Source organism: Pseudoalteromonas sp. SG43-1 (assembly GCF_014164415.1).
Taxonomy (GTDB): Bacteria; Pseudomonadota; Gammaproteobacteria; order Enterobacterales; family Alteromonadaceae; genus Pseudoalteromonas; species Pseudoalteromonas distincta.
This window is the reverse complement of record NZ_JACJFD010000002.1, coordinates 286,675-312,794: the sequence shown is the minus strand read 5'-3', so window position 1 is coordinate 312,794 and position 26,120 is coordinate 286,675. Positions and strand designations below refer to the sequence as shown.

Sequence of the window (26,120 nt, the reverse complement as noted above, 5' to 3'; positions counted from 1 at the left end):
AAAAGCGGGCTAAATGCCCGCTTAAAATAAAAATCAGCAGTTATATTTTACACGCGCCGCCTTCACAATCGTCATCTTCCACTTCTGGAGCATCTTCTTGTGAATCTGAGGCGCCATCGCGAGTATTGTGGTAATACAAGGTTTTAACACCTAGTTTGTACGCGCTTAGTAAGTCTTTTAATAAGACTTGCATAGGTACTTTACCGCCTTCGAACTTGTTTGGATCATAATTTGTATTTGCAGAAATTGTTTGGTCAACAAATTTTTGCATTATGCCAACAAGCTGTAAATAACCATCGTTTGATGGGATGTCCCATAGTAGCTCGTACTGATCTTTTAAACGCTCATACTCAGGAACAACTTGTTTTAAAATACCGTCTTTACTTGCTTTAACGCTAATATGTCCACGTGGTGGCTCAATACCGTTAGTTGCGTTAGAGATTTGCGACGATGTTTCTGATGGCATTAATGCACTTAGTGTTGAGTTACGCATACCGTGCTCTTTAATACTTGCACGTAGTGTATCCCAATCAAGATGAAGTGGCTCATCACAAATTTTATCTAAATCACGTTTGTACGTATCTGTTGGCATAATACCTTGTGAATACGTTGTTTCGTTAAACTTAGGACATGCGCCACGCTCTTTAGCAAGCTCGTTTGATGCTTTCATTAAGTAATATTGAATAGCTTCAAAGGTTTTATGTGTTAATGCATTTGCGCTACCATCTGAATAACGTTTACCGTTTTTAGCTAGGTAGTATGCGTAGTTAATTACGCCTATTCCTAGTGTACGACGACCCATAGTTGCATTTTTGGCAGCCGGTACAGGGTAGTCTTGGAAATCAAGTAAGTTATCAAGTGCGCGTACTGCAAGTTCAGCTAGCTCTTCAAGCTCATCAAGTGACTCTATTGCACCTAGGTTAAACGCAGAAAGTGTACAAAGGGCAATTTCGCCTTCTTCGTCATTCACGTTATTAAGTGGCTTAGTTGGCAATGCAATTTCTAAACATAAGTTAGATTGGCGAATTGGCGCAACTTTAGAAATAAATGGGCTGTGTGTATTACAGTGATCCACATTTTGTAAATAAATACGACCAGTACTTGCACGCTCTTGCGCAAACATTGAGAAAAGCTCAATGGCTTTAATGCGTTTTTTACGAATAGACTCGTCTTGTTCGTATTTAACGTAAAGTGCGTCAAACTCAGCTTGGTCTTCAAAAAATGCATCATAAAGGCCAGGCACATCTGATGGGCTAAATAACGTAATGTAGTCGTCTTTAATTAAACGAGAGTACATTAATTTATTAAACTGTACGCCGTAATCTAGGTGGCGAACGCGGTTGTCGTCTACACCACGGTTATTTTTAAGTACAAGTAGGTTCTCTACTTCTAAATGCCAAAGCGGGTAGAATAATGTTGCTGCGCCGCCACGTACACCACCTTGTGAACAACTTTTAACCGCTGTTTGAAAGTGCTTATAAAAAGGGATACAACCTGTGTGATACGCTTCGCCGTTACGAATATGGCTACCTAGCGCACGTATTCTACCTGCGTTAATACCAATTCCCGCACGTTGTGAAACGTATTTAACAATAGCTGACGACGTTGCATTGATTGAATCAAGGCTGTCGCCACATTCAATCAATACACATGAGCTAAACTGGCGAGTAGGCGTACGTACACCCGACATAATTGGCGTTGGTAGAGATATTTTAAATAATGATACCGCGTCGTAAAAACGTTTAATGTAATCAGTACGTGTTTCACGTGGGTAATCTGAAAATAAGCTTGCTGCAACTAAAATATATAAAAACTGTGCACTTTCGTATATTTCACCCGATACACGGTTTTGAACGAGATACTTACCTTCAAGTTGCTTTACAGCAGCGTAGCTAAAGTTAAGATCGCGAGAATGATCAAGGTATGCATCAAGCTCATCTAACTCTTGCTCTGTGTAATCTACTAGTAAATGAGCATCGTAGCGTTTATCGCCAACCATTTTTGTTACGTGGTCAAATAAACGTGGTGGCTCAAATTGACCGTATGCTTTTTTACGTAAATGGAATACAGCTAAACGTGCAGCTAAGTATTGGTAATCAGGCGATTCTTTTGAAATCTGATCCGCTGCTGCTTTAATGATGGTTTCGTGAATGTCTTTAGTACGAATACCGTCGTAAAACTGAATGTGCGACTTTAATTCAACTTGCGAAACCGAAACGTTGTTTAAACCTTCGGCGGCCCACTCAATAACGCGATGGATCTTATCCAGATCAAGAGGCTCTTTACGCCCGTCACGTTTGCTTACAGATAACTGTTGGTTCATTTGCCTGTATTCCTTGGGAATTATGTATTTTGACCAATGCTTTATACCTCGCCGAGGCAAGGTATATACTCATTTATTATAAGTTTCGCCATATTTGCGAATTTAATTGAATAACATTTGGCCACAATATCTGGTGTTGTTCAATTTAGAGATCACAAGATAGTGTGGTCTGAGTTGTTTTGCAAGGGACATAATTGCCCCTATTTGTGGATAACTTCGGGATAACGTATTTGTGTTAGTAGATACTCACCTTCGAACAATCATTTAAGTTGAAATATGCAAAAATCAACTAATGATCTGCTAAATTTACGCATTTTAAAAATAAATTTTGACTGCTTTTTTTATCAGCAAGCTTTGCGTAAAAACTAACACAATCACAATATATAGTGTTTATTAATTAACATGGCACTATATATGGTTAAAACCATCAATTGGGCTTTGCCAGTTAAAATCAGCATTCCAGCTGTTGGCTTCATCAATACTTGGTATGTAACCCCAAAGTGCCGTTGCTGTGCGCATACCTGCGGCTTTGCCTGCTTGTATGTCTCGCTGTGCATCACCAATGTACAAACAGCGTTTTGGTTGCACTCCCATAAGCTGTGCACAGTGTAGCAGCGGTAAAGGGGATGGCTTAGCTTCAGCTAAGGTGTCGCCACTTATTACTACACTAGCATTTTTCAATGCGGGAATTGCTGCCACTAAAGGATCAGTTAAAAACCCTGGTTTGTTAGTCATGATCCCCCATTTGATCTTTTTCTGATCAAGGGCAATAAGCAACGATTCAACACCGCTGAAGCAATGTGTGTGATTTGCTATGTTTGCAGCGTATTCGTCAACTAATTGCTTAATAAGCTCGCTTTGAGGTTGTGTGTCCCATAACTCTTTAAAACCAGCCTCTAATAATGCGCCTGCGCCGTTAGATGCCGCAGGACGGTATACATCACTACTAACAGGCTCAATTTTATTATTAATGAGAACTGCATTTAAAGCCGCACCTAAATCATCAGCGGTGTCGAGTAGAGTGCCGTCTAAATCAAATAAAAATGCATCGTACTCAATAAGGGGGAGGGGGGCTTGAGAGTTAGCCATTAAGCTAACTTCTCAAAGTACAGTATGTAATTTACGCTAACGTCACTATTGAGCGTATATTGCTTTGATAGTGGGTTATAAGAAAGGCCTGTACTTGCACGAACTTTTAAACCCGCTTGCTCTGCCCATGTAATAAGCTGTGCAGGTTTTATAAACTTTTTATGGTCGTGTGTACCTTCAGGCACCATTTTTAAAAGCTTTTCAGCACCAACAATAGCGTATAAATATGCTTTAGGTGTTTTGTTTAGGGTTGAAAAAAACACGTCTGCGCCTGGTTTGGCAAGTGCAGCTACGGCATGAATGATAGATGCTGGGTCGGGAACGTGCTCAAGCATTTCCATACAGGTTATTACATCAAAGCGCTCTGGGTTTTGCGAAGCAAACTCTTCTGCTGGCACTTTTATGTAATCTACATTTACGCCAGTTTCTAAACTGTGCAACTTAGCAACAGTTAAAGGCTCTTGCCCCATGTCGATGCCAGTTACTTTTGCGCCCATGCGCGCCATGCTTTGGCTTAAAATACCGCCACCACAGCCAACATCGAGTGTTTCTTTATCGAATAAGCCTTGCGTTTTGTTTGCTATAAAGTCTAAACGTAACGGGTTAATTTCGTGAAGAGGTTTGAATTCTCCGTCTAGGTCCCACCAACGCTCGGCGATGGCTTCAAATTTTGCTATTTCTGCGTGATCTACATTTTGATGTTCGGTCATAAAATACTTCCTCGTCAATCTGAGGCCATTATATAGGGCTAAATTGATAAATCGCAAAGTTTTGCGCCTGTAAATTAAAATTAATTGTGATAGCATGGCTGTTAGAAATAATAACAATACTCTTAATACCCAATACCGGGTTGTTGAGAGCTGATACTGAAGGAATGTGATATCAAATGACTGATCTCGCCAATGAAATTCTGCCAGTCAATATTGAAGACGAGTTAAAAAACTCCTACTTAGATTACGCAATGAGCGTAATTGTAGGACGTGCATTACCAGACGTACGTGACGGCTTAAAACCTGTTCATCGCCGCGTTTTGTTTGCAATGAACGAGCTTAGTAATGACTGGAACAAGCCTTACAAAAAATCGGCCCGTGTGGTCGGTGACGTAATCGGTAAATACCACCCACACGGCGACAGTGCAGTTTATGACACGATAGTTCGTATGGCTCAGCCATTCTCACTGCGTTATATGCTAGTAGATGGCCAAGGTAACTTCGGTTCGGTTGATGGTGATTCAGCAGCGGCAATGCGTTATACAGAAGTACGTATGGCTAAAATGTCGCATGAGTTATTAGCCGATCTTGAAAAAGAAACGGTTGATTTCGTTCCTAACTACGATGGCACTGAGTTCATCCCTGATGTTTTACCAACGAAAGTTCCTAATTTATTAGTGAATGGTTCGTCAGGTATTGCAGTAGGTATGGCTACAAATATACCACCACATAACTTAACTGAAGTTGTAAATGGTTGTTTGGCACTTATTCAAAATCCAGATTTAACTATTTTAGAGTTAATGGATTATATTCCTGGTCCTGATTTCCCAACGGCTGCAATTATCAACGGTAAGAAGGGTATTGAACAAGCCTACTTAACTGGCCGTGGTAAAGTGTACATGCGTGCACGCGCCGACATCGAAACCGATGAAAAAACAGGCCGTGAAACAATCATCGTTCACGAAATTCCTTATCAAGTTAATAAAGCTCGTTTAATTGAAAAAATTGCTGAGCTGGTTAAAGATAAGAAAATTGAAGGTATTAGTGCGCTACGTGATGAATCAGATAAAGACGGTATGCGTATCGTTATTGAAATCAAACGTGGTGACGTAGGCGAAGTTATTTTAAACAACTTGTATTCACAAACTCAGTTACAAACTGTGTTTGGTATGAATATGGTTGCGCTAATTAATAACCAACCTAAATGTTTCAATTTAAAAGAAATGTTAGAAGAGTTTATTATTCACCGTCGTGAAGTAGTAACTCGTCGTACAGTATTTGATTTACGTAAAGCCCGTGACCGTGCACACACGCTTGAAGGCTTAGCGATTGCGCTTGCGAACATTGACCCAATTATCGAACTTATTCGTAAATCCCCTACACCTGCTGAAGCTAAAATTGCTTTAACAGCGCGTCCGTGGGAATTAGGTAATGTAAAAGGTATGCTTGAAAAAGCAGGTGAAGACAATGTTGCTCGTCCAGATTGGTTAGCAAGCGAACTTGGTATTCGCGATGGTCAATATTATATCTCTGAGCAACAAGCTCAAGCAATTCTTGATTTGCGTTTACATAAGCTAACAGGTCTTGAACACGAAAAAATCTTGACCGAATACCAAGCGTTATTAGAATTAATTGCTGAACTACTTTATATTTTGGCAACTCCTGAGCGTTTGATGGAAGTTATTCGTGACGAGCTAGTTGAAATTAAAGAGCAATATGGTGATGAGCGTCGCACTGAAATTAATGCAGCTGCTCACGATATCAGCCTTGAAGACTTAATTACCGAAGAAAACGTAGTCGTAACGCTTTCTCACGAAGGTTATGTGAAGTATCAAGCATTGTCTGATTACGAAGCACAGCGTCGTGGTGGTAAAGGTAAGTCAGCAACGAAGATGAAAGATGAAGATTTCATCGAGCGTCTATTAGTTGCAAATACACACGATACTATATTGTGTTTCTCTACGGCCGGTCGTTTATATTGGCTTAAAGTATATCAGTTACCATTAGCGAGTCGTGCAGCGCGCGGTAAGCCAATTGTTAACTTGTTACCACTTGAAGCTGATGAACGTATTACTGCTATATTGCCAGTACGCGAGTACGCAGAAGATAAATACATCTTTATGGCAACAGCATTTGGTACAGTTAAGAAAACACCATTAACGGCTTACAGTCGTCAACGTGCAAGCGGTATTATTGCTGTTAACTTAAATGATGGCGATAGCCTGATTGGGGTTGATATTACCGATGGTAGCAACGAAATTATGTTGTTCACTGATGCAGGTAAAGTTGTACGCTTTAAAGAAGCTGAAGAAACAACAGTTGTTGATGAAAACGGTAACCCAGTATTAGACGAAGAAGGTAACCCTGAGATTCGTTTCAAAGGCGTTCGCCCAATGGGTCGTACCGCTACAGGTGTTCGTGGTATTAAAATGGCCGATGATCAACGCGTAGTATCGTTAATTGTACCAAAAACTGACGGTGCTATTTTAACGGTAACTGAAAATGGTTACGGTAAGCGTACACAACTAGAAGATTACCCATCTAAGAGCCGTGCAACACAGGGTGTTGTATCTATCAAGGTGAGTGAGCGTAACGGTGCTGTTGTTGGCGCTGTACAAGTTGATGATAACGACGAAATCATGATTATTTCAAATCGTGGTACCTTAGTACGTACTCGCGTTAATGAAGTTTCTACGGTTGGACGTAACACCCAAGGTGTTATTTTGATCAGAACTATTGACGAAGAGCAAGTAGTTGGTTTACAACGTATAGAAGAGATTGAAGTTACAGAAAGTGACTTGATTGATATTGAAGACGTTGAAACTGTAGATACGGTTATTGATGAAGTAGCGGATGATAATCCTCCTTCAGAATAATTGATATTGAAAAAGCGGCCTTGGCCGCTTTTTTTAATGTTGTTGAAAAAAATTAATAGGGTGTGAAGTTATATTCATTCACTAAAACTCAAAGGTTTAGTGGGTGGGTATTGAGCATTCATGCTTAGTAGTTAAATTACTGGAATGAGGCAAAGGTAATGAGTAAATATAATTTTTGTGCGGGGCCAGCTATGCTTCCGCAAGCGGTTATGAAAAAAGCACAAAAAGAGTTTCTAGATTGGCAAGATTTAGGTGTGTCTGTGATGGAAATAAGCCATCGTAGCAAAGAGTTTTTAGCCCTTACAGCTAAATGTGAAGCCAGCCTTCGTCGCCTAATGAATATCAGTGATGAATTTGAAGTGCTATTTATGCATGGTGGTGGTCGTGGTCAGTTTAGTGCTGTGCCATTAAATTTACACCAAGAAGGCAAAGCTGCGGTTTATTGCGAAAACGGCGTGTGGTCAAAAAGTGCAACAGACGAGGCCAACAAGTTTACTCAAGCAACCTCTATTGATGTGCGTAATGATGCCAATGGCGAGTTTTCTATTAAACAGGTTGCTGATTGGGTGTTACCAGAAGATGCATCTTACATTCACTATTGCCCTAACGAAACGGTTGACGGCTTAGAAATTTTTGATGTACCAAGCCACCCAACTGCACCGATCGTTGCTGATATGTCGTCAACTATTTTATCACGCGAAATAGACGTTAATAAATTTGATTTAATTTACGCTGGTGCGCAAAAAAATATCGGCCCGTCGGGCATATCAATCGTTATTGTTCGTAAAACATTACTTGAGCGTGAAGGCTTACCTAAGCCAGGCATTTTAGATTACGCATTAGAAGCAAAACAAGGCAGCATGTTTAACACGCCTCCCACATTTGCTTGGTATTTAGCTGCTGAAGTATTTCAATGGCTTGAAAGTAATGGTGGCGTAAAAGCGATGGAAGTTCAAAATATTGCTAAAGCGCAGCTACTTTATGACTTTATTGATGAATCGAGCTTTTATACCAATAAAGTAGCTAAACATTGCCGTTCACGTATGAATGTTCCGTTTTGGCTTAACGATGAAAGCTTAAATGATAAGTTTGTTGCTCAGTCTAAAGATGCAGGGTTACTCGCTCTTGAAGGCCACAGAATTGTGGGCGGTATGCGCGCAAGTATTTATAACGCAATGCCTATTGAAGGTGTTCAAGCACTTGTAGACTTTATGGCTGCTTTTGCAAAGGAGCACAGCTAATGGAGCAGCTTCGTTTAGAACCTATTTCTAGAGTAAATGGCACAGTAACCCTACCAGGTTCAAAGAGTCTATCGAACAGAATTTTATTATTAGCAGCACTTGCAAGCGGTACTACCGTTGTAGAAAACTTACTTGATAGTGACGATATACGCCATATGCTGGGCGCCTTAAAGTTATTAGGTGTAAATGTAACTTTAAATGATGACCGCACTGTAGCCACCGTAGAGGGTGTTAGTGGTGTGTTTAATACACCGACTGAGCCATTGTTTTTAGGTAATGCGGGTACTGCTTATAGACCTTTAACGGCAGTACTTGCTGGCGTTGCTGGTGAATACGAGCTAATAGGCGAGCCACGTATGGAAGAGCGCCCGATAGGGCACTTGGTTGACGCGCTGCAAGCATTGGGTGGTGATGTTACTTATACAAAGCACAAAGACTACCCACCACTTAAAATTGTGGGTGGCCAAATAAAAGGCGGTGAGGTTGAAATTGACGGCAGTATTTCAAGTCAATTTTTAACCGCTCTATTAATGGCAGCGCCATTATTTAACGGTGATACAACAATAACTATTAAAGGTACTTTAGTCTCTAAACCTTATATTGATATTACACTTGATGTAATGGCACGTTTTGGAGTTAATGTTGAGCACAGTGATTATGCAACCTTTAAAGTTAAAGGTGGTCAACAGTATCAATCATTAGATCGCATAATGGTTGAAGGCGATGCATCTTCTGCCTCTTACTTTGTTGCTGCGGCTGCAATTGCAGGCGGTGAGATTGAAATTAAGGGCGTGGGTGCCAAGTCGGTGCAAGGTGATATAGGCTTTGCCAAAGTAATGGAGCAAGTAGGCGCAAAAATTGATTGGTATGATGAGCGTTTAGTTGTTCGCAAAGGCGAACTAAAAGGTGTGGATATTGACGCCAATGCAATTCCTGATGCAGCTATGACTCTTGCAACTGTTGCTCTTTTTGCCAAAGGCCCAACAGCCATTCGTAACATTTATAACTGGCGAGTAAAAGAGACAGACCGTTTATATGCAATGGCAACTGAGCTTCGTAAAGTAGGCGCACAGGTTGTAGAAGGTGAAGATTTTATAGAAATTACCCCACCTGAAACATTTAATGATGTTGCTGTTGATACTTACGACGATCACCGTATAGCCATGTGTTTTGCAATGGTTGCCGTTGGTGGAAAGCCAATAACAATTAATGATCCAAAGTGTACCTATAAAACATTTCCTACATTTTTCAATGTTTTAGCGTCAGTCAGTGAATAAGCTAATTAGAAGTAATTACAAAAGTTACACACTAATAGCAGATATATTTAAATAACTGACGTATAATGTCGCGGTTTATTTAGGTGTGCATTGCAGGAGGTTTTAAATGCAGGCGTTATTAATGCCCGTGATCACCGTTGATGGCCCAAGTGGTTCAGGTAAAGGAACTGTTTGTCGCTTGTTAGCCGACAAGTTAGGGTGGGATGTATTAGATAGCGGTGCGATTTATCGTGTTTTATCTTTAGCTGCACTTCATCACCAAATTGCATTAGACAATGAAGAAGGGCTTGTCCCGCTTGCTGCAAATTTAGATGTGCAGTTTTTGGTAGATAGCCAAACTAATGCAGGAAAAGTTATTTTAGAAGGCGAAGATGTAACCACTACTATTCGTAATGAAGAAGTAGGCGCCGCGGCTTCAAAAGTTGCAGCATTACCTCGCGTTCGTGAAGCGTTATTACGTCGCCAGCGTGCATTTCGCACTGAAAATGGCTTAATTGCCGATGGCCGTGATATGGGCACTGTGGTTTTTCAAGATGCGCCGTTAAAAATATATTTAACAGCCAGTGCAGAAGAGCGTGCTCGTAGACGCTTTGTTGAGTTGAATACGCGCGGCCTTGATGTTACACTAAGTGGTCTATTACAGGACATTCAAGCTCGTGACGAGCGCGATATGAATCGCACCGTTGCTCCGCTTGTACCTGCAGAGGATGCTATTGAGATCGATACTAGCGAACTTAATGCACAGCAAGTGTTTGATAAGGTAATAACTTTATTGGATATTGCTATCTCTGAAGGTAAGCTTCCTAAACGAAGCTAAACACATTTTATGCGCCAGCAGGATGCCAGTGCTATTTTAACAACCCCATGCAGCATGGTTGCTTATTGGTATTAATATATGAGACGTATATTCGTATGTCAGAAAATTTTGCGCAGTTATTTGAAGAAAGCTTAAAGGGTTTTGAAGCAGAGCAAGGCTCTATCGTTAAAGGTACAGTAATCTCTATCGAGAATAACATTGTACTTGTAGATGCTGGTCTTAAATCAGAAAGTGCTATCCCTGCAGAGCAGTTCAAAAATGCTGCTGGTGAACTAGAAGTTGCTGTAGGCGACGAAGTAGATGTTGCACTAGATGCAATTGAAGACGGTTTCGGTGAAACTATCCTTTCTCGTGAGAAAGCTAAGCGTCACGAAGCATGGATCCGTCTTGAGAAAGCATGTGAAGAGCAAGAGACTGTTACTGGTGTTATCAACGGTAAAGTTAAAGGCGGTTTCACAGTTGAAGTTGATTCAATCCGTGCTTTCCTACCTGGTTCACTTGTTGATGTTCGTCCAGTACGTGACACAACTCACCTTGAAGGCAAAGAGCTTGAATTTAAAGTAATCAAGCTTGACCAAAAACGTAACAACGTTGTTGTTTCACGTCGTGCAGTTATCGAATCTGAAAACTCACAAGAACGTGAAGAGCTTCTTGCTAACCTTGTTGAAGGCCAAGAAGTTAAAGGTATCGTTAAGAACCTTACTGACTACGGTGCATTCGTTGACCTTGGTGGTGTTGATGGTCTACTACACATTACTGATATGGCTTGGAAGCGTGTTAAGCACCCTTCAGAAATCGTTAATGTTGGCGACGAAATCGCAGTTAAAGTTCTAAAATTCGACAAAGATAAAACTCGTGTTTCTCTAGGCCTTAAACAGCTTGGTGAAGATCCATGGGCAGCTATCGCTGGTCGTTACCCAGAAGGTTCTAAACTTTCTGGTCGTGTTACTAACCTTACAGATTACGGCTGTTTCGTGGAAATCGAAGAAGGCGTTGAAGGTTTAGTACACGTTTCTGAAATGGATTGGACTAACAAGAACATCCATCCTTCAAAAGTTGTAAGCCTTGGCGACACTGTTGAAGTTATGGTTTTAGAAATTGACGAAGAACGTCGTCGTATTTCTCTTGGTCTTAAGCAATGTATTGCTAATCCTTGGCAGGAATTTGCTCGTCTACAAAACAAAGGCGATCAAGTTACTGGTAAGATCAAATCAATCACTGACTTCGGTATCTTTATCGGTCTTGACGGTGGTATTGACGGTCTTGTACACCTTTCAGACATTTCTTGGAATACACCTGGCGAAGAAGCTGTACGTGAATTCAAGAAAGGCGACGAAATCACTGCTATCGTATTGCAAGTTGACCCAGAGCGTGAACGTATCTCTCTAGGTGTTAAGCAAATCGAAGCTGACCCATTCAATAACTACCTTGATGCAAACAAAAAAGGTGCTATTGTTAAAGGTAAAGTGACTGAAGTTGATGCGAAAGGCGCAACTGTTGAACTGATCGAAGGCGTTGAAGGTTACATCCGTGTAGCTGATATCGCTCAAGAGCGCGTTGAAGATGCAACTACTGTTGTTTCTGTAGGCGACGAGATTGAAGTTAAATACGTTGGTGTTGATCGTAAGAACCGCACTTTAAGCTTATCTGTAAAAGCTCTTTTCGAAGCAGAAGAGAAAGAAGTACTAGAGAAGCTTAAGAAAGAAGAGCCAGTGTTTGAAAACGCAATGGCAGCTGCTTTCGCAAATGCACAAAAAGACTAATATATAATTAGTTTTTAGTTGGAAGGGCATTTTTTGCCCTTCCTATATCTCTTTTTAAGGAAACGCTATGACTAAGTCAGAATTGATAGAAATACTTGCGGAACAACACGCACACGTTCCAGTGAAAGATGTTGAGAATGCTGTAAAAGAAATTCTTGAACAAATGGCCGGCTCATTATCTACTTCAGATCGTATTGAGATCAGAGGTTTTGGTAGTTTCTCTTTGCATTTCCGCGCTCCTCGCACAGGTCGTAATCCTAAGACTGGCGATACAGTTGAGCTTGAAGGAAAGCATGTACCTCATTTTAAACCAGGCAAAGAATTACGCGACCGCGTGAATGAAAGCATTGCCTAGTTAACTTAGTGGAGTAGTTACTTGTTCAAGGTATTAAAAATTATTCTGGTTGCACTATGCCTTATCAGTGCATTTGTATTAGGGTCACAAAACCCACAGTTAGTACAAGTAAATTACATTATAGCCAGTAATACACTACCTTTAGCTGTAATAATAAGTATCTGCTTTTTATTAGGTGTTTTGATTGGTTGTTTTATTAGCTTTAAATTGTTTTCGCAATTAAAGTGGCAAAACTACCGCTTAAAAAAGCAATTAGCGCCTGAAAAAGATAAAAAAAAGCTTGCCGCGAATAAAGACACCTAACTATGATTGAGCTTTTGTTTTTACTATTACCTGTTGCCGCTGGTTACGGTTGGATTATGGGTAAAAACAGTGCTAAAAACCAAGCTCATCAACTTAATCGTCAGATCACTTCTGAATATAGCAAAGGCTTAAAATTTCTACTCGATAGAGAAGAAGATCAAGGCTTAGAGCATTTAATCAACTTACTTGAAGTTTCAGCCGACTCGGTTGAACACTATTCTACACTTGCCACCATGTTTCGCCGTAGAGGTGAATTAGACCGCGCAATAAAAATTCACGAACTTCTATTAAAACACCCAAGCTTAAATGAACAACAAGCTGCAACTAGCCGTTTAGAATTAGCCGAAGATTATATAATGGCCGGACTACTAGATAGTGCGGAAGAGCACTTAGTTTGGCTAGTTAAAGCAGGGCATGTAGAAGCGCTGGACCCTATTATCACTTTATATTCGCAAACCCGTGAGTGGGAAAAAGGGATCAACATGTTTGAAGCCCATAGCGAACTATTTTCAAAAGAACAGCAATTTAAAGCAATTGCTAATTTTTATTGTGAGTCAGCTTTAAGTGACAATACACCCCAACTAATGAGAAAAGCGATTAGCTTAAATTATAAAGCCGTGCGTCCGCTTTACGAGTTAGGGTTAGTTGCTTACGCAAAAGAAGATTACGTTAAAGCTATTTATTACTGGCGTGAACTTGTCTCTCAATTTACCTTGTTTGCTCCGTTGTTTATTGATGAGCTGGCACACAGTTATAAACAATTGAATTTGACGCATCAATTTCACGAGTTAGTCAGTGACTTGTTAGAGAAGGGCGGAGTATTAATTAAAATAAAGCATTGCCAAGCATTACTTGAGCAAGGTCACACCAAGCAAGCCTTTGAATTTTTAACTGATAGCTTAAAACGTCAACCTACTATTCGTGGTTTTAGTTTTTTACTGCAATTAATGGGTGACCAAAATAAAAATACTAAAGAAGTACTTAACGAAATTGATAAGCTTGTAACCTCTTATATTGCTACAAAACCAGATTTTCAATGCCAGCATTGTGGTTTTACAAGCTACACCATATATTGGAATTGCCCTTCTTGTAAGCATTGGGAAACCATTGTTCCAAGTCGAGGCTTAGACGGATTTTAATAACCCCATAATTTATAACTTTACTGCCATTCACTAGGATAGTTATGTCTTTCGAACACTCAAAAAAAATTCTTATTGCATTAGATTACGATGATCAAGAAGTTGCTTTAAACTTTGTTAAACAACTTTCTCCTGATACTTGCCGTCTCAAGGTCGGCAAAGAAATGTTTACCTATTTTGGACCTGCATTTGTTAAAGAGTTAATTGATTTAGGTTTTGATGTTTTCTTAGATTTAAAGTTTCATGATATTCCTAATACAGTAGCTAAAGCGGTTACTGCAGCTGCTAAAATGGGGGTGTGGATGGTAAACGTTCATGCTTCTGGTGGCTTTGAAATGATGAGCAAAGCTAAATCGGCTCTAGAGAAATTTGGTGACAAAGCGCCATTACTTATCGCTGTTACTGTGTTAACAAGTATGGATGAAACAGAGCTTAAGCGTTTAGGTGTTGATAAATCAGCTCAAGAGCAAGTTATTTATTTAGCTAAGCTTGCAAAGGAAGCTGGGCTTGATGGTGTTGTGTGTTCTGCACAAGAAGCAAAAGCTTTAAAAACAGAGTTAGGTGATAGCTTTAAGCTTGTTACGCCTGGTATACGCCCTGAAGGGAGTGATGCGGGTGATCAAAAGCGTATAATGACACCTAAGCAAGCTATAGATTCAGGAAGTGACTATTTAGTTATAGGCAGACCGATTACTCAAGCAGATAATCCAGTAAAAGTGCTTAGTGATGTTAATAACTCTATAGCTTAATTTAACAATAAGCAGTCATATAGTGCTAAAACCCCTTACCTTATGTGAGTTTTATGTTACATTAATAAAATCAAAATGTAGTAGGGGTTTGTTTTGAAGTTATTTTTTGGTTCTATAGTAATTGTTATTGCGGGTTTTTCAGTAAATAAGTACGTTTTTTCTAATAAAGCATACGATGGTGTAACAACCGTTACAGATATAATTCCAACGTACCCAGTCGATATGTTTGATTTTAAAAAAACAATGCAAGATTATGCTCACCATCTGTGTTACAAAAATGAAGATACACTCATATCTCAGCATGTAAGCGTTAGTGAATGTATATCAAAGCTTGATGATAAAAAAACAGAATGTGAAAAAAAGGTTTTTCGTTTGGCGCCGCTCAATCTTGAGTCGGAAGTTGAAGTGCTTGATTATTCAAGGCAATATACGCAATGTACATTGCCTTATAAATATATTTTAGGTTAATTACAAACAGGTATTATTAGTAATTACAGCCAATTATAATTAAGATCTTAAGCGAATGGATTTCGCTTCAATATCTATTAACTCTTGTTTAAATAAGCCACCAATTGCTTTTTTATAATTAGCCTTACTTGTAGAAAACATCTTCTTTATTGCTTCAGGATCAGACTTATCACCAAGTGGAATAACACCGCCTTCGTTTTTAAGCTTTTGCATAATAGTTTCACCAAGGTCACTTACTTTTCCCATACCTGGCTTTTCTAGTACAACGTCAATTTTTCCGTCGTCACGTACTTTTTGAATATAGCCTTTAAGCTTTTGGCCCACAAATAAGCTTTTAAATACCATATTGTAAAAAACAACACCGAAGTGCGACTCTTCAATTAATACTTTGTAGCCAATATCTGTTTTGCCAGCAACAATTAAATCCACTTCTTGTAAGTGAGTATATTGCGGCTCATCTTTTGATAGGAAACGATTAAAGTTGTTTGAGGCACAAATACGTTGGCTTGCATTATCAAGATACAGGCGTACTAAATAAGAATGGCCTTCTTGCATGCGTGGCTTTTGTTCATTAAAAGGTGCAAGCACATCTTTCTCAAGCCCCCAATCTAAAAATGCCCCAATACTATTTATTTCTTTAACGCGTAGTAGGGCATACTCGCCTACTTGAGCATGTGGTTTCTTTATTGTTGCTGTGGCTAAATTAGCATTGTCTAAAAAGATAAATACACTAATACTATCGCCTGCTTCAAGCTCATGTTTTATTTCTTGTTTTGGTAAAAATACTTCACCTAAATCATGGCCGTCTAAGTAAGCACCTTCGTTACTCACTTCTTTTACAAATAATGTTTGTGTGGTTCCTAGGTAACTCATAATTATTCCTGCTCAGGCTTTTTTTTACGGCGCATTGGTGTATCGCCATCAATGTTCATCGGTGCTTTAATTGGTGCTGTAGGCTTTTTAGGTTTAGCTTTGCGCTTAAATGCAGGCTTTTTAACAGCGGCGGCTTTTTCTTTAGATTTGTCCCACGCTGCCTCAGGTTTTTTCTCTTTTAAACCTTTAAACTTAGCTTTTAGGCTCTCTACGCTCGCAAATTTTAATTCGTCATTTAAAAATGCTTTAATAGCTAAATAACTTGCCCAATCTTTTGGGCCAACTAATGAAATTGCATTTCCTTTAAAGCCAGCACGTCCTGTACGACCTATGCGGTGTACATACTCTTCAGCGTGTTTTGGTAAATCAAAGTTAATAACGTGCGTTACGCTTAATAAATCTAAACCACGAGATGCAACGTCGGTGGTGATCAATATTTTAAAGTTTTCGCGACTAAACGAATCCATGATATCTAAACGTTTGTTTTGCGTTAAATCACCAGCAAGCGCTACAGATTTGAAGCCTTTAGCATTAAGGGCTTCACTCAAACGGCTCGTGTCAGAACGCGTTGCTGTGAAGATAATACATTGACCAACATCATCTTGGTTTAAAAAATGCTCTAATAACGCTTCTTTATGATCAAGGTGATCGGCAAGGTATAACGTTTGTTTAATATCACTATGTTGCTCATTTGCTGCACTTAGCGTAATTTGCTTTGGTTTTTTTAATAGGTTACGTGATAGTGCATCTACTTGTGCATGGTCAAGTGTTGCAGAAAACAATAACGTTTGGCGTAGACGGTGATTAGCTTGCTCGTTAATCATTTTTAACTGCTCGGTAAAGCCTAAATCTAAAATACGATCGGCTTCATCAAAAATAAGCAGTTCTAGTCCGCTCAATTGTAATGTACGTTTTGTAATGTGATCAGCTAAACGCCCTGGTGTAGCAACTACGAATTGTGGGTCGTTTCTAAGAGCTTTTATTTGGTCATTAAAGTTTTCGCCACCAAGTATTTTTACGGCCTTAATGGCTGTACCAGCAATTAATAAACGCAGCTGAGTAAATACTTGCGTAGCAAGCTCACGCGTAGGAGCAACAATAAGTACACGAGGATCGCGTTTACTGAGTGCTTTTTGTTTCATAACCCTTTGTACAGCAGGTAATAAAAACGCCAAGGTTTTGCCCGACCCAGTCTTAGACTGAGCGAAAATGTCATGCCCTGCAAGTGCGGTAGGCACTGCATGCGCTTGAATATCGGTGGGCTGGGTGATCCCTTGATGTGCTAGTTGTGTTTCAAGGCGTGTATCAATCCCAAGATCAGTAAACTGCAATGTGTGTTTCTCCAAAATGAGCAAATTAACTCTATAAATTTATCAGCGCATTATAGCTTACACAGCTAGGTCGCTAACAGTAAAAACCAATCTATAGCGCTATTTTTTGCAATTAAACTAAAAAAGCGTAAAATACGCGCCCCATATGCGCCGGATTTACGATTCGGTAAACGCCAATATTGGCTAACAAGGCAAAATAGGAAATATAATGACTGTTGTTCATAAAGATAATGTAACGGGCGATCACTTTGTAGTGTGTGCGCTGTATAAGTTTGTAGGTTTACCTGAATTTGAAGCTATCCGTAAGCCATTACTAGAAGTGATGGAAGCAAATGAAGTACGCGGTACTTTATTGCTCGCTGCCGAAGGTATAAACGGCACTGTTTCTGCAAAACGAGAAGGGATAGACAACTTATTAGCATGGCTAGATGAGCAACCAAATTTAAAAAACATCGTTACAAAAGAATCTTATGACGATGAATGTCCGTTTTACCGCACTAAAGTAAAACTAAAAAAAGAAATTGTAACGATGGGCGTTGAAGGCGTAGATCCGCTTAAAGTTGTGGGTAGCTATGTAAAGCCAAATGAGTGGAACGCACTTATATCTGACCCTGAAGTAATTTTAATTGATACACGTAATGATTACGAAATTGAAATTGGTACATTTCAAAATGCGGTCGATCCAAATACCAAAACGTTCCGCGAATTTCCACAGTGGGCAAAAGAAAACTTAGACCCTGAGAAACACAAAAAAGTGGCGATGTTTTGTACCGGCGGTATCCGCTGCGAAAAATCGACAGCCTACATGAAAGAGCAAGGTTTTGATGAAGTTTATCACCTTGAAGGCGGTATCTTAAAATACCTAGAAGAAGTGCCAAAAGAAGAAACCATGTGGGAAGGCGAGTGTTTTGTATTTGATAATCGCGTTGCGGTTGATCATGACCTACAAAAAGGCTCTTATGATCAATGCCACGCGTGTCGTATGCCAATTACAGAAGACGAAAAGTTAAAGCCTGAATACATGGAGGGCGTCTCTTGTCATCATTGTATTGAAGAAGTAACGGACGAACAACGCGCACGTTTTGCAGAGCGCCAAAAGCAAATAGAATTAGCGCAAGCGCGTGGTGAGGGCCATATTGGTAATGAAGCACAAGCTGTTTTACAGCAACGTAAAGAAGCTAAAAAAGCCCAAAAAGACGCTCAGCGCGGTAAATAAATTTATACAATAAGTATTACATTTAAAGAGTCTATTTAGGCTCTTTTTTTGTGCCTAAATTTGTACAGTAATTGTTTTCACACCCCGATGATAGTGTTAATCTGAAAAACAGATTTAGTCATTTTAATGCGCATACAGGAAGGGATTTATGCAAGCCGAACAAGTTGAAATCGCACAATTTTTAGCACAACATCCTCCTTTTGATGACTTACCTCAAAAAGCGCTTAATGAGCTAGCTCAACAAGTAGAAGTGGCTTATTTTAGAGCAAAAACAGATATCTTGAGTTTTGGACAAGACATTTCTGATTTGTATGTAATTAGAAGTGGCTCTGTAGAAATGTACCGCCGAAATGGCGAGCTGTATAATCGTTTGGCTACCGCAGGTATATTTGGTCAAATGGGTTTACTGATGAACCGTAAGGTACGTTTTCCTGCAACTGCTCTTGAAGATACGTTAGTATATTGCATAAATGTCGAGCTATTTAATCGTTACTGTGATGAGTTTGATGCATTTGCTGATTACTTCGAAACAGACGGTAACGTGCGTTTGCATCAAGCTATTGTCGAACAAGCCGATGGCAATGACCTGACAACCGCGAAGGTAAAATCATTAATTCACAGAGATGTAGTCACCGTAGATGCAACCTCTACGATACAAGATATCGCTAAATTAATGACCGAAGAGGCGGTATCGTCAGTGTTGGTAACCGATGTAAATAAACCCATAAATGATGACCCAGAAGAAGATGATGGACAAGTAGTTGGTATAATAACCGATAGGGATTTACGCACTAAAGTAGTGGCTAAAGGGCTTGCCTTTAACACGCAAGCAAAAGACATTATGTCCACTAACTTAGTACTATTAGATGCTAATGACTATATTTTCGAAGCTGTATTGGCCATGCTTAGAGATAACTTACATCATTTGCCAGTAGTACAGAAAAGACGCCCAATAGGCGTTATCTCCCTCTCTGATATTTTGCGTTATGAATCCCAAAGCAGCTTATTACTTGTACGTGGCATACTGGCTCAACAAACAATAGAGGATTTGGCGCATTATGCACGCCAATTGCCCAATGTGTTTGTTCGTATGGTGAATGAAGATGCAAACTCACACATGGTTGGTACAGCCATGGCTGTTATAGGGCGTACATTTAAACAAAGACTACTTGTATTAGCAGAAGAAAAGTTTGGGCCACCTCCTGTGCCTTACTGTTTTATTGCTCTGGGCTCAATGGCTCGAGACGAGCAACTTATTGTAACCGATCAAGACAACGCGCTTATTTTAGATGACAGTTATGACGACGAAAAACATAACGCGTATTTTCAAAATATTGCCGATTTTGTGTGTGATGGTTTAGCGCAGTGTGGTTACACCTACTGTGATGGAGAAATTATGGCGTCGTTTAAAAAATGGCGTAAAACTCGCTCACAGTGGTTCGATCAATTTGCAGATTGGATCGCGCAGCCAAAACCACAAGCATTGCTTAATAGTTCTATATTTTTTGACTTAGACGGTGTGTGGGGTAAAACCAAGTGGGCCGACGAGCTTAAAATATTTATAGCAAAACAAAGTAAAGTAAATCGCGTATTTTTAGCTAATATGGCAGCAAATGCTAGAAATAGAACACCTCCACTAGGTTTCTTTAAAGGCTTTGTTATGGAGCATAATGGCCAACATAAGCGTTCAATGAACTTAAAGCGAAGAGGGACTGCACCTCTTTCTGATGTTATTCGCGTGCACGCATTGGCTATTGGCTCACGTAAACAAAATTCGTTTGAGCGGCTAGAAGATATTATTGAAGCTAAGCTGTTACCACAGGGTAAAGCGCAAGATTTACGTGACGCACTTGAGTATATTGCCATGATGCGAATTCGCCATCAAGCGTGGCAAATAGAGAAGGGCGAAGAGCCCGATAACGACTTAGATCCACATTTACTTTCTCCGTTCGAGCAACGAAACTTAAAAGAGGCATTCGCCATTTTAGAAAAAGCACAAAGCTATTTAAAATTTAGCTACACAGCAAACTCTGGTGTGAAGTAGCCTATGAATCCGCGTAATCATAAAGCAATTGATTGGCAAGCTAGGTATAACGAGCTTGCCAATAGCACCAAAAATAAACTCCTAAAACACTTTTATGCGGGTGCTTATAATCAAAACAAAGCTGCAATAAAAGACGTGCCTTTTGTAGCAATGGATTTTGAAACAACAGGCTTAAATAGTCAAAACGACGATATAGTGAGTGTTGGTTTGGTGCCGTTCAATTTAGAGCGCATTTATTGTAAGCACAGTCGGCATTGGGTTGTGCAGCCTAGGCGAAACCTTCATGAAGAGTCTATTTTAATACATGGAATAACGCATTCTGAGGTGGACGACGCCCCCGACTTTAATCAAATTATAGAGCCTTTACTTGAAGCGCTCAGTGGTAAAGTTGTCGTGGTGCATTATGCCGCAATAGAACGTCACTTTTTAAATAATGCGTTATTGTTAAGGCTTAAAGAAGGTATTGAGTTTGCACTTGTTGATACAATGGAAATAGAAAAAAGAGCACTAAAAGCAAGGCAGGGTTTATTAGGGCGATTGTTTAACACAAAATTAGGTTCTCTTAGGCTAACAGATTGCCGTGCGCGTTATTCCCTACCAGCATATCAAAATCACAATGCGTTAACGGATGCACTTGCTACAGCAGAACTTTTACAAGCGCAACTGAGTTATCATTATCGTGTAGATACTCCAATCTCAGAGCTGTGGTTCTAGCTTTTAATGACCAAACAAAAAAACGCCGCAAAAATTGCGGCGTTTTCGTTACTAATTAAAAGTGTTACTTACTAAAAGTATTATTTAACTGGGCGAGGCTCAGTTCGTAAACCTAAAACTAAACTTAAACACATAAATAATAATACAATAGTAAATGGCAAGCCTGTAGAGACAGCGCCTGCTTGTAGTGCTTCAATTGCTTGTGTGCCACCAATCCAAAGTAAAGCAGCTGCAATTGCGCCCTCAACCGATGCCCAAAATATACGTTGTGGTACCGGTGCATCAATTTTACCGCCAGCTGTAATTGAATCAATTACTAATGAACCAGAGTCAGATGACGTAATGAAAAATACCAACACTAATAAAATTGCAATAAACGATAAAATATTAGATAAAGGTAATTCATCAAGCATTTGGAACATAGCTAAAGGTACATCAGTTAAACCATTAGTGCCTAACGCACCAACACCATTAACTACTTGATCAATCGCAATACCACCGTAAATAGACATCCATAAAACAGTAACTAGAGTAGGAATAAGTAAAACCGCAATTAAGAATTCACGAATTGTACGACCACGTGATACACGCGCGATAAACATACCTACAAACGGTGACCAGGAAATCCACCAAGCCCAGTAAAACACAGTCCAACCATGCATCCATGTTTCGTCTTCACGACCGTGAGGATTACTCAATGGAATAATATTTTCTACATAGCCCATCACGGTAGTGGGTACATTACCCATTGCTACAGCAAAGCCTACTAAACATACAAACAATAATAATGAAAACGCAATTAGCATATTTACATTACTTAGTAGTTTCACACCACCGTCAATACCACGAACCACAGAGACAATGGCTAAAAGTGTTACACCCGCAATAACTAGAATTTGAGAGCCAATGCCACCTTCTGTACCAAATACATGGTTAATGCCTGCAGAAGCTTGCTGCGCACCTAAACCTAAAGATGTTGCAAGGCCAAATAACGTAGCAAGTACAGCTAAGATATCAATGATATGACCAGGCCAACCCCAAGCTCTATCACCTAATATAGGGTAAAAAATAGAACGAATTGAAAGTGGTAAACCTTTGTTATAGGTAAAAAATGCAAGAGATAAACCAACAACAGCGTAAATAGCCCAAGGGTGAAGACCCCAATGAAACATAGTTGCGCCCATTGCTAATTTTGCAGCTTCTGGTGTATTAGCGGCCACATTAAGCGGTGTTTCGTACCAACCAGTAAAGTAAGCAACTGGTTCAGCAACGCCCCAAAACATAAGGCCGATACCCATACCGGCAGCAAATAACATAGCAAGCCATGAAACGCGAGAGTGAGAAGGTTTAGCGCCATCACCACCAAGGCGAATATTACCGTAAGGAGAAACAATAAGTGCTAAACAAAAGAGTACAAAGAAGTTAGCAGCCCACATAAATAGGGCATCAAAATTATTAATAATATCGGTCTTGATACTATCAAGCGCTGTTTTTGCAGTTTGTGGGTCGGTAACAAGTATGGCGATTAAAAAGATGACAATCAGGCCCGCACTAGTTCCAAAAACAGGGTTGTGAATATCAAACCCCCACTTTTGTACGTTGTCCTGACCTACGGTGTAATCCGTGTTGTCAATACTATATTTGTCATGATTTTCCTTCATGCAATACCTCTTTAGTTGTCCTAACAAGCCAAAATAAATTCGGCGTCATATCGAATTACATTAGTCTTTAAATATTAAGTAAAAAGTAATACCGTAATTATTTGAAGACTAACTAATTTGAAGCGTGATCATACAGCTAGTAGTGTATGAGTTAAATATTAAATGTAAATGAATTTGTATTTAAAACGCTGTTTATATGGCCAAATTCATGATTTTTTCATTTAAAAGCCCTAAATTTAAAAATTCAGTGAACGTTAAAATTTAGTTTGCTATTAAAAGTATTAATTTACTTGGTTAAGTAAAAAAAGATCATTTTTAAGTAGCTTAATTAATGCTTAAATATTAGGGCTTGTTAGTCTTTTAGGATTGAAATTTGTTAAGTCTAGTCGCGATTTAATCGCTCCTAGATTTATAGCTTAGCGGTTCGGTAACAGCTTATGCGTTATTTTTCATGCTTGCATGCACGTAAGAATAATCAAAAACCGGCTAGCGAAGAGCAAATTTCTCTTCAAGGCTATTATAAATTTATAAGCCGATAAGCACCTTTAATCAAGTTGTAATATGAATATGATTTAACACAACATTAGGGCATGTTGAATTTTGGCGATTGAATTTACAGTAGTATGTTTGGTTTTTAGGCAAGGCAGAGCCTATGTAGTGTGGTCATTCCCCATAAATAGGCGATAACGCAGCATAAATACCAAACATACACTGCCCTTTGGGTTCTTTCTAGGGACGATTAACTCTTTGTTACTCGGTTTTTACTTAGCCCACTAGGTTACAAACCTCGTGCCGCGATTTAATCGCCTCTAGATTGAACAAATTTCAATCCAAAAAGCTCAGCATGCCCTAAGCTATATTTTATAAATAGATAGGCAAAGGATTAATACTATTATGCGTGAATGCGTTACAAACAATACCAATCAAAACGAACTTGTTAAACGCTTTTGCAGCGTTAGAGGCGAAAGCCTAGCTATTATAGAACCTCTCACTGTAGAGGATTGCCAATTACAAGCTATGGCAGATGCCAGTCCAAGCAAATGGCATTTAGCACACACAACATGGTTTTTTGAAACATTTTTACTTAGTGTTCATTGTAAACAGTACGCAGTGTTTAACCCTCACTATAAAATGCTTTTTAATTCTTACTACAATGGGATTGGAGAGCAATTTAAACGGGCAAACAGAGGAAGCTTATCTAGGCCAGGTTTAGACGAAGTGCTAGCTTACAGAGAACATGTAGATAGCCGCGTGATTGAATTACTTAAGACTGACGTTAACCCGCACATTAAAGATATTATTGAACTTGGGTTACACCACGAGCAACAGCATCAAGAACTAATGCTTATGGACATCAAATATAACTTTTCAGTAAATCCATTATTTCCTCAATATAAAACATCGCTTTTAAATAGCCAAAAAAAATCAGCTGATATTAAACCCCTTAATTTTATCAATTTTGAACAAGCCATTATTAATATTGGTACAAATGCCGACGATGAATTTGCATATGATAAAGAGTGCCCCAAACACCAAGTACTAATTCATCCATTCAGTTTTGCTAATAGATTGGTCACTAATGGTGAATATTTAGACTTTATAAATGCCGGTGGATATAGCAATCCACAATATTGGTTAAGCGACGGTTGGGCGCATATTCAAAACACTCGTTTAACGCATCCATTATATTGGCATTACATAAATAACGAATGGTTTGAGTTTACACACTATGGATTGCAGCCTTTAAATTTAAGTGCTCCCATCAGCCATGTTAGTTATTTTGAGGCCAGCGCCTACGCTAATTTTGTAAAGGCTCGCTTGCCTACAGAGTTCGAGTGGGAATATGCAGCTAAAAATACACCTTCAACAGACACTAATAATAACTATCTAACACCACAACAAACAAAAGATGATACTGAAATAAACCAGTTAACGGATTCATGTTGGCAATGGACAAACAGTGCATATTTGCCATACCCCGGTTTTAAGCCTATTGAAGGAGTAGCAGGGGAATACAATGGTAAATTTATGAATAACCAAATGGTGTTACGGGGTGGGTGTGTGTTTACCCCTCAAAACCATTTACGACAAACATACCGAAATTTTTATTACCCACATCAAGCGTGGATGTGCAGCGGGATAAGACTAGCTAAGGATATAGTATGAGCCAAGTAACAGCGATTAAACAAAGTAACATAACCGACACTGAATTTTTAAACGACGTGATAAGCGGATTAACTCAACAACAAAAAACGCTTCCGTGTAAGTATTTTTACGATGATAAAGGTGCTGCATTATTCGAGCAAATAACATCCTTACAAGAGTATTATGTTACACGTACGGAGTTGTCTATTTTAGAGCAATACTCGCAGTCGATTGCTCAAATGCTACCTGAAAATCTCTCTATTATTGAGCCTGGGTGTGGTTCGGGTAAAAAGGTCGCGTATTTATTAGCGCACATGGCAAAGGTAAAAACCTTCGTACCGTTTGAAATTTCTGAGGAGATGCTCAGTTATTCACTTGCACATTTGTCACCATTATTCCCAGATTTGGCCATTTCGCCATTACTAGGAGACTTTACACATAGCCAAATGGTTAAACAGCTAACCAAAGACACCGCTTTAGATAGTCAAACCAATTTGGTGTATTTTCCAGGCTCTACTCTTGGTAATTTTGCCCCAGTTAAAGCTATAGAAATTATGAATAATTTCCATCGTTTATGTGGTGTAAACGGTTATGTATTAATTGGGGTTGATTTAGTAAAAGAGCGCCAAGTGTTACTTGATGCATATAACGATAAAGCGGGAATCACCGCCGCATTTAATAAAAATTTACTACAACGTATTAATAACGAGCTAAACGGCACATTTAATTTAGATAACTTTAGCCACGAGTCACGCTTTAACGAGCAACATAGCCGTATTGAAATGCATTTAGTAAGTAACTGTAATCAAAGCGTGGTTATAAATGATCAGCAAATAGACTTTATTGAAGGCGAAAGTATCCATACAGAAAACTCTCATAAGTACACGCTCGAATCGTTTAAGCAGCTTGCAGCGCAAGCTAATTTAAAGTTAGAGCAAACATGGCAAGACGATAGTAACTATTTTGCATTGTGCTTATTACGACCGCTATAAACGTTTACTTAATATGTTTAGGGCGTGTTGATCT

The 26,120-nt window shown here is 39.3% G+C and carries 21 protein-coding genes; 15 read left to right on the top strand and 6 right to left on the bottom strand.

What is annotated here, in order from left to right; all coding sequences use genetic code 11:
* Positions 1–40: 40 nt before the first annotated feature.
* The 3 genes from nrdA to ubiG form a co-directional block, all read right to left on the bottom strand.
* A complete protein-coding gene (gene nrdA / locus H5159_RS03525) occupies positions 41–2,323 on the bottom strand; it encodes a class 1a ribonucleoside-diphosphate reductase subunit alpha (RefSeq protein ID WP_002961160.1) in 2,283 nt (760 codons plus the stop codon).
* A 408-nt stretch (positions 2,324–2,731) separates the two neighbouring features.
* Complete coding sequence (locus H5159_RS03520) at positions 2,732–3,412, bottom strand: HAD family hydrolase (RefSeq protein ID WP_182779733.1); 681 nt, start codon at positions 3,410–3,412, stop codon at positions 2,732–2,734.
* Positions 3,412–4,122: a bifunctional 2-polyprenyl-6-hydroxyphenol methylase/3-demethylubiquinol 3-O-methyltransferase UbiG gene (gene ubiG / locus H5159_RS03515; RefSeq protein WP_182779732.1), complete on the bottom strand. Its 711-nt coding sequence runs from the start codon at positions 4,120–4,122 to the stop codon at positions 3,412–3,414. Before ubiG ends, H5159_RS03520 begins: the two co-directional genes overlap by 1 nt.
* Before the next feature lie 176 nt (positions 4,123–4,298).
* On the opposite strand from ubiG, the gene gyrA reads away from it, so the two are divergent.
* The 10 genes from gyrA to H5159_RS03465 all read left to right on the top strand — a co-directional run bounded on the left by gyrA (position 4,299) and on the right by H5159_RS03465 (position 15,110).
* Positions 4,299–6,998 carry a DNA topoisomerase (ATP-hydrolyzing) subunit A gene (gene gyrA, locus H5159_RS03510; protein ID WP_182720848.1) on the top strand — a complete coding sequence of 900 codons (2,700 nt, stop codon included), beginning with the start codon at positions 4,299–4,301 and terminating at the stop codon, positions 6,996–6,998.
* Between the two features lie 158 nt (positions 6,999–7,156).
* Positions 7,157–8,239 (top strand): 3-phosphoserine/phosphohydroxythreonine transaminase, encoded by a 1,083-nt coding sequence (gene serC, locus H5159_RS03505; RefSeq protein WP_024595544.1) that lies wholly within the window; start codon positions 7,157–7,159, stop codon positions 8,237–8,239.
* Positions 8,239–9,516, top strand: a complete 1,278-nt coding sequence (aroA, locus tag H5159_RS03500) for a 3-phosphoshikimate 1-carboxyvinyltransferase (RefSeq protein WP_182672604.1) — start codon at positions 8,239–8,241, stop codon at positions 9,514–9,516. Before serC ends, aroA begins: the two co-directional genes overlap by 1 nt.
* A gap of 106 nt (positions 9,517–9,622) precedes the next feature.
* Positions 9,623–10,333 (top strand): (d)CMP kinase, encoded by a 711-nt coding sequence (gene cmk / locus H5159_RS03495; protein WP_182779731.1) that lies wholly within the window; start codon positions 9,623–9,625, stop codon positions 10,331–10,333.
* A gap of 95 nt (positions 10,334–10,428) precedes the next feature.
* Positions 10,429–12,096: a 30S ribosomal protein S1 gene (rpsA, locus tag H5159_RS03490; RefSeq protein WP_002961176.1), complete on the top strand. Its 1,668-nt coding sequence runs from the start codon at positions 10,429–10,431 to the stop codon at positions 12,094–12,096.
* A 67-nt stretch (positions 12,097–12,163) separates the two neighbouring features.
* Complete coding sequence (gene ihfB / locus H5159_RS03485; RefSeq protein ID WP_002961178.1) at positions 12,164–12,451, top strand: integration host factor subunit beta; 288 nt, start codon at positions 12,164–12,166, stop codon at positions 12,449–12,451.
* Positions 12,452–12,472: 21 nt separating this feature from the next.
* Entirely contained in the window at positions 12,473–12,754 is a 282-nt protein-coding gene (locus H5159_RS03480; RefSeq protein WP_039489780.1) for a lipopolysaccharide assembly protein LapA domain-containing protein, read from the top strand.
* 2 nt (positions 12,755–12,756) lie between these two features.
* On the top strand, positions 12,757–13,893 hold the full coding sequence (gene lapB / locus H5159_RS03475; protein WP_002961182.1) for a lipopolysaccharide assembly protein LapB: 1,137 nt from the start codon (positions 12,757–12,759) through the stop codon (positions 13,891–13,893).
* Positions 13,894–13,937: 44 nt separating this feature from the next.
* The gene (gene pyrF / locus H5159_RS03470; RefSeq protein ID WP_149602755.1) at positions 13,938–14,642 is read left to right on the top strand and encodes an orotidine-5'-phosphate decarboxylase; all 705 of its coding nucleotides are present in this window, start codon (positions 13,938–13,940) and stop codon (positions 14,640–14,642) included.
* Between the two features lie 93 nt (positions 14,643–14,735).
* Positions 14,736–15,110 carry a hypothetical protein gene (locus H5159_RS03465; protein ID WP_024595713.1) on the top strand — a complete coding sequence of 125 codons (375 nt, stop codon included), beginning with the start codon at positions 14,736–14,738 and terminating at the stop codon, positions 15,108–15,110.
* 39 nt (positions 15,111–15,149) lie between these two features.
* Here H5159_RS03465 and H5159_RS03460 read toward each other — a convergent pair whose 3' ends face one another.
* Positions 15,150–15,983: a S1 RNA-binding domain-containing protein gene (locus H5159_RS03460; protein ID WP_002961188.1), complete on the bottom strand. Its 834-nt coding sequence runs from the start codon at positions 15,981–15,983 to the stop codon at positions 15,150–15,152.
* 2 nt (positions 15,984–15,985) lie between these two features.
* Positions 15,986–17,314 (bottom strand): DEAD/DEAH box helicase, encoded by a 1,329-nt coding sequence (locus H5159_RS03455; RefSeq protein WP_182779730.1) that lies wholly within the window; start codon positions 17,312–17,314, stop codon positions 15,986–15,988.
* Between the two features lie 208 nt (positions 17,315–17,522).
* Here H5159_RS03455 and H5159_RS03450 point away from each other — a divergent pair, with 208 nt between their 5' ends.
* From H5159_RS03450 to H5159_RS03440, 3 genes are all read left to right on the top strand, one after another.
* The gene (locus H5159_RS03450; protein WP_002961191.1) at positions 17,523–18,530 is read left to right on the top strand and encodes a rhodanese-related sulfurtransferase; all 1,008 of its coding nucleotides are present in this window, start codon (positions 17,523–17,525) and stop codon (positions 18,528–18,530) included.
* Positions 18,531–18,678: 148 nt separating this feature from the next.
* Positions 18,679–20,574, top strand: a complete 1,896-nt coding sequence (locus H5159_RS03445; RefSeq protein ID WP_039489770.1) for a DUF294 nucleotidyltransferase-like domain-containing protein — start codon at positions 18,679–18,681, stop codon at positions 20,572–20,574.
* 3 nt (positions 20,575–20,577) lie between these two features.
* A complete protein-coding gene (locus tag H5159_RS03440) occupies positions 20,578–21,288 on the top strand; it encodes a 3'-5' exonuclease (protein ID WP_182693286.1) in 711 nt (236 codons plus the stop codon).
* 80 nt (positions 21,289–21,368) lie between these two features.
* Here H5159_RS03440 and H5159_RS03435 read toward each other — a convergent pair whose 3' ends face one another.
* Positions 21,369–22,949, bottom strand: a complete 1,581-nt coding sequence (locus tag H5159_RS03435) for a BCCT family transporter (RefSeq protein WP_182693287.1) — start codon at positions 22,947–22,949, stop codon at positions 21,369–21,371.
* An 894-nt stretch (positions 22,950–23,843) separates the two neighbouring features.
* Between H5159_RS03435 and egtB the strand changes: the two genes are divergently transcribed.
* Together egtB and egtD are read left to right on the top strand one after the other, a co-directional pair.
* The gene (gene egtB / locus H5159_RS03430; RefSeq protein ID WP_182779729.1) at positions 23,844–25,115 is read left to right on the top strand and encodes an ergothioneine biosynthesis protein EgtB; all 1,272 of its coding nucleotides are present in this window, start codon (positions 23,844–23,846) and stop codon (positions 25,113–25,115) included.
* Complete coding sequence (gene egtD / locus H5159_RS03425; protein WP_182694386.1) at positions 25,112–26,086, top strand: L-histidine N(alpha)-methyltransferase; 975 nt, start codon at positions 25,112–25,114, stop codon at positions 26,084–26,086. The genes egtB and egtD overlap by 4 nt, the downstream gene beginning before the upstream one ends.
* The last annotated feature ends 34 nt before the right edge of the window (positions 26,087–26,120 follow it).

What these genes read in the sequence shown, in the direction of transcription:
- lapB (WP_002961182.1), top strand. Translation starts at nt 12,757, where the DNA reads ATGATTGAGCTTTTGTTTTTACTATTACCTGTTGCCGCTGGTTACGGT.
- aroA (WP_182672604.1), top strand. Translation starts at nt 8,239, where the DNA reads ATGGAGCAGCTTCGTTTAGAACCTATTTCTAGAGTAAATGGCACAGTA.
- H5159_RS03460 (WP_002961188.1), bottom strand. Translation starts at nt 15,983, where the DNA reads ATGAGTTACCTAGGAACCACACAAACATTATTTGTAAAAGAAGTGAGT.
- nrdA (WP_002961160.1), bottom strand. Translation starts at nt 2,323, where the DNA reads ATGAACCAACAGTTATCTGTAAGCAAACGTGACGGGCGTAAAGAGCCT.
- ubiG (WP_182779732.1), bottom strand. Translation starts at nt 4,122, where the DNA reads ATGACCGAACATCAAAATGTAGATCACGCAGAAATAGCAAAATTTGAA.
- ihfB (WP_002961178.1), top strand. Translation starts at nt 12,164, where the DNA reads ATGACTAAGTCAGAATTGATAGAAATACTTGCGGAACAACACGCACAC.
- H5159_RS03445 (WP_039489770.1), top strand. Translation starts at nt 18,679, where the DNA reads ATGCAAGCCGAACAAGTTGAAATCGCACAATTTTTAGCACAACATCCT.
- H5159_RS03440 (WP_182693286.1), top strand. Translation starts at nt 20,578, where the DNA reads ATGAATCCGCGTAATCATAAAGCAATTGATTGGCAAGCTAGGTATAAC.
- egtB (WP_182779729.1), top strand. Translation starts at nt 23,844, where the DNA reads ATGCGTGAATGCGTTACAAACAATACCAATCAAAACGAACTTGTTAAA.
- cmk (WP_182779731.1), top strand. Translation starts at nt 9,623, where the DNA reads ATGCAGGCGTTATTAATGCCCGTGATCACCGTTGATGGCCCAAGTGGT.
- pyrF (WP_149602755.1), top strand. Translation starts at nt 13,938, where the DNA reads ATGTCTTTCGAACACTCAAAAAAAATTCTTATTGCATTAGATTACGAT.
- H5159_RS03520 (WP_182779733.1), bottom strand. Translation starts at nt 3,412, where the DNA reads ATGGCTAACTCTCAAGCCCCCCTCCCCCTTATTGAGTACGATGCATTT.
- egtD (WP_182694386.1), top strand. Translation starts at nt 25,112, where the DNA reads ATGAGCCAAGTAACAGCGATTAAACAAAGTAACATAACCGACACTGAA.
- gyrA (WP_182720848.1), top strand. Translation starts at nt 4,299, where the DNA reads ATGACTGATCTCGCCAATGAAATTCTGCCAGTCAATATTGAAGACGAG.
- serC (WP_024595544.1), top strand. Translation starts at nt 7,157, where the DNA reads ATGAGTAAATATAATTTTTGTGCGGGGCCAGCTATGCTTCCGCAAGCG.
- H5159_RS03450 (WP_002961191.1), top strand. Translation starts at nt 17,523, where the DNA reads ATGACTGTTGTTCATAAAGATAATGTAACGGGCGATCACTTTGTAGTG.
- rpsA (WP_002961176.1), top strand. Translation starts at nt 10,429, where the DNA reads ATGTCAGAAAATTTTGCGCAGTTATTTGAAGAAAGCTTAAAGGGTTTT.
- H5159_RS03435 (WP_182693287.1), bottom strand. Translation starts at nt 22,949, where the DNA reads ATGAAGGAAAATCATGACAAATATAGTATTGACAACACGGATTACACC.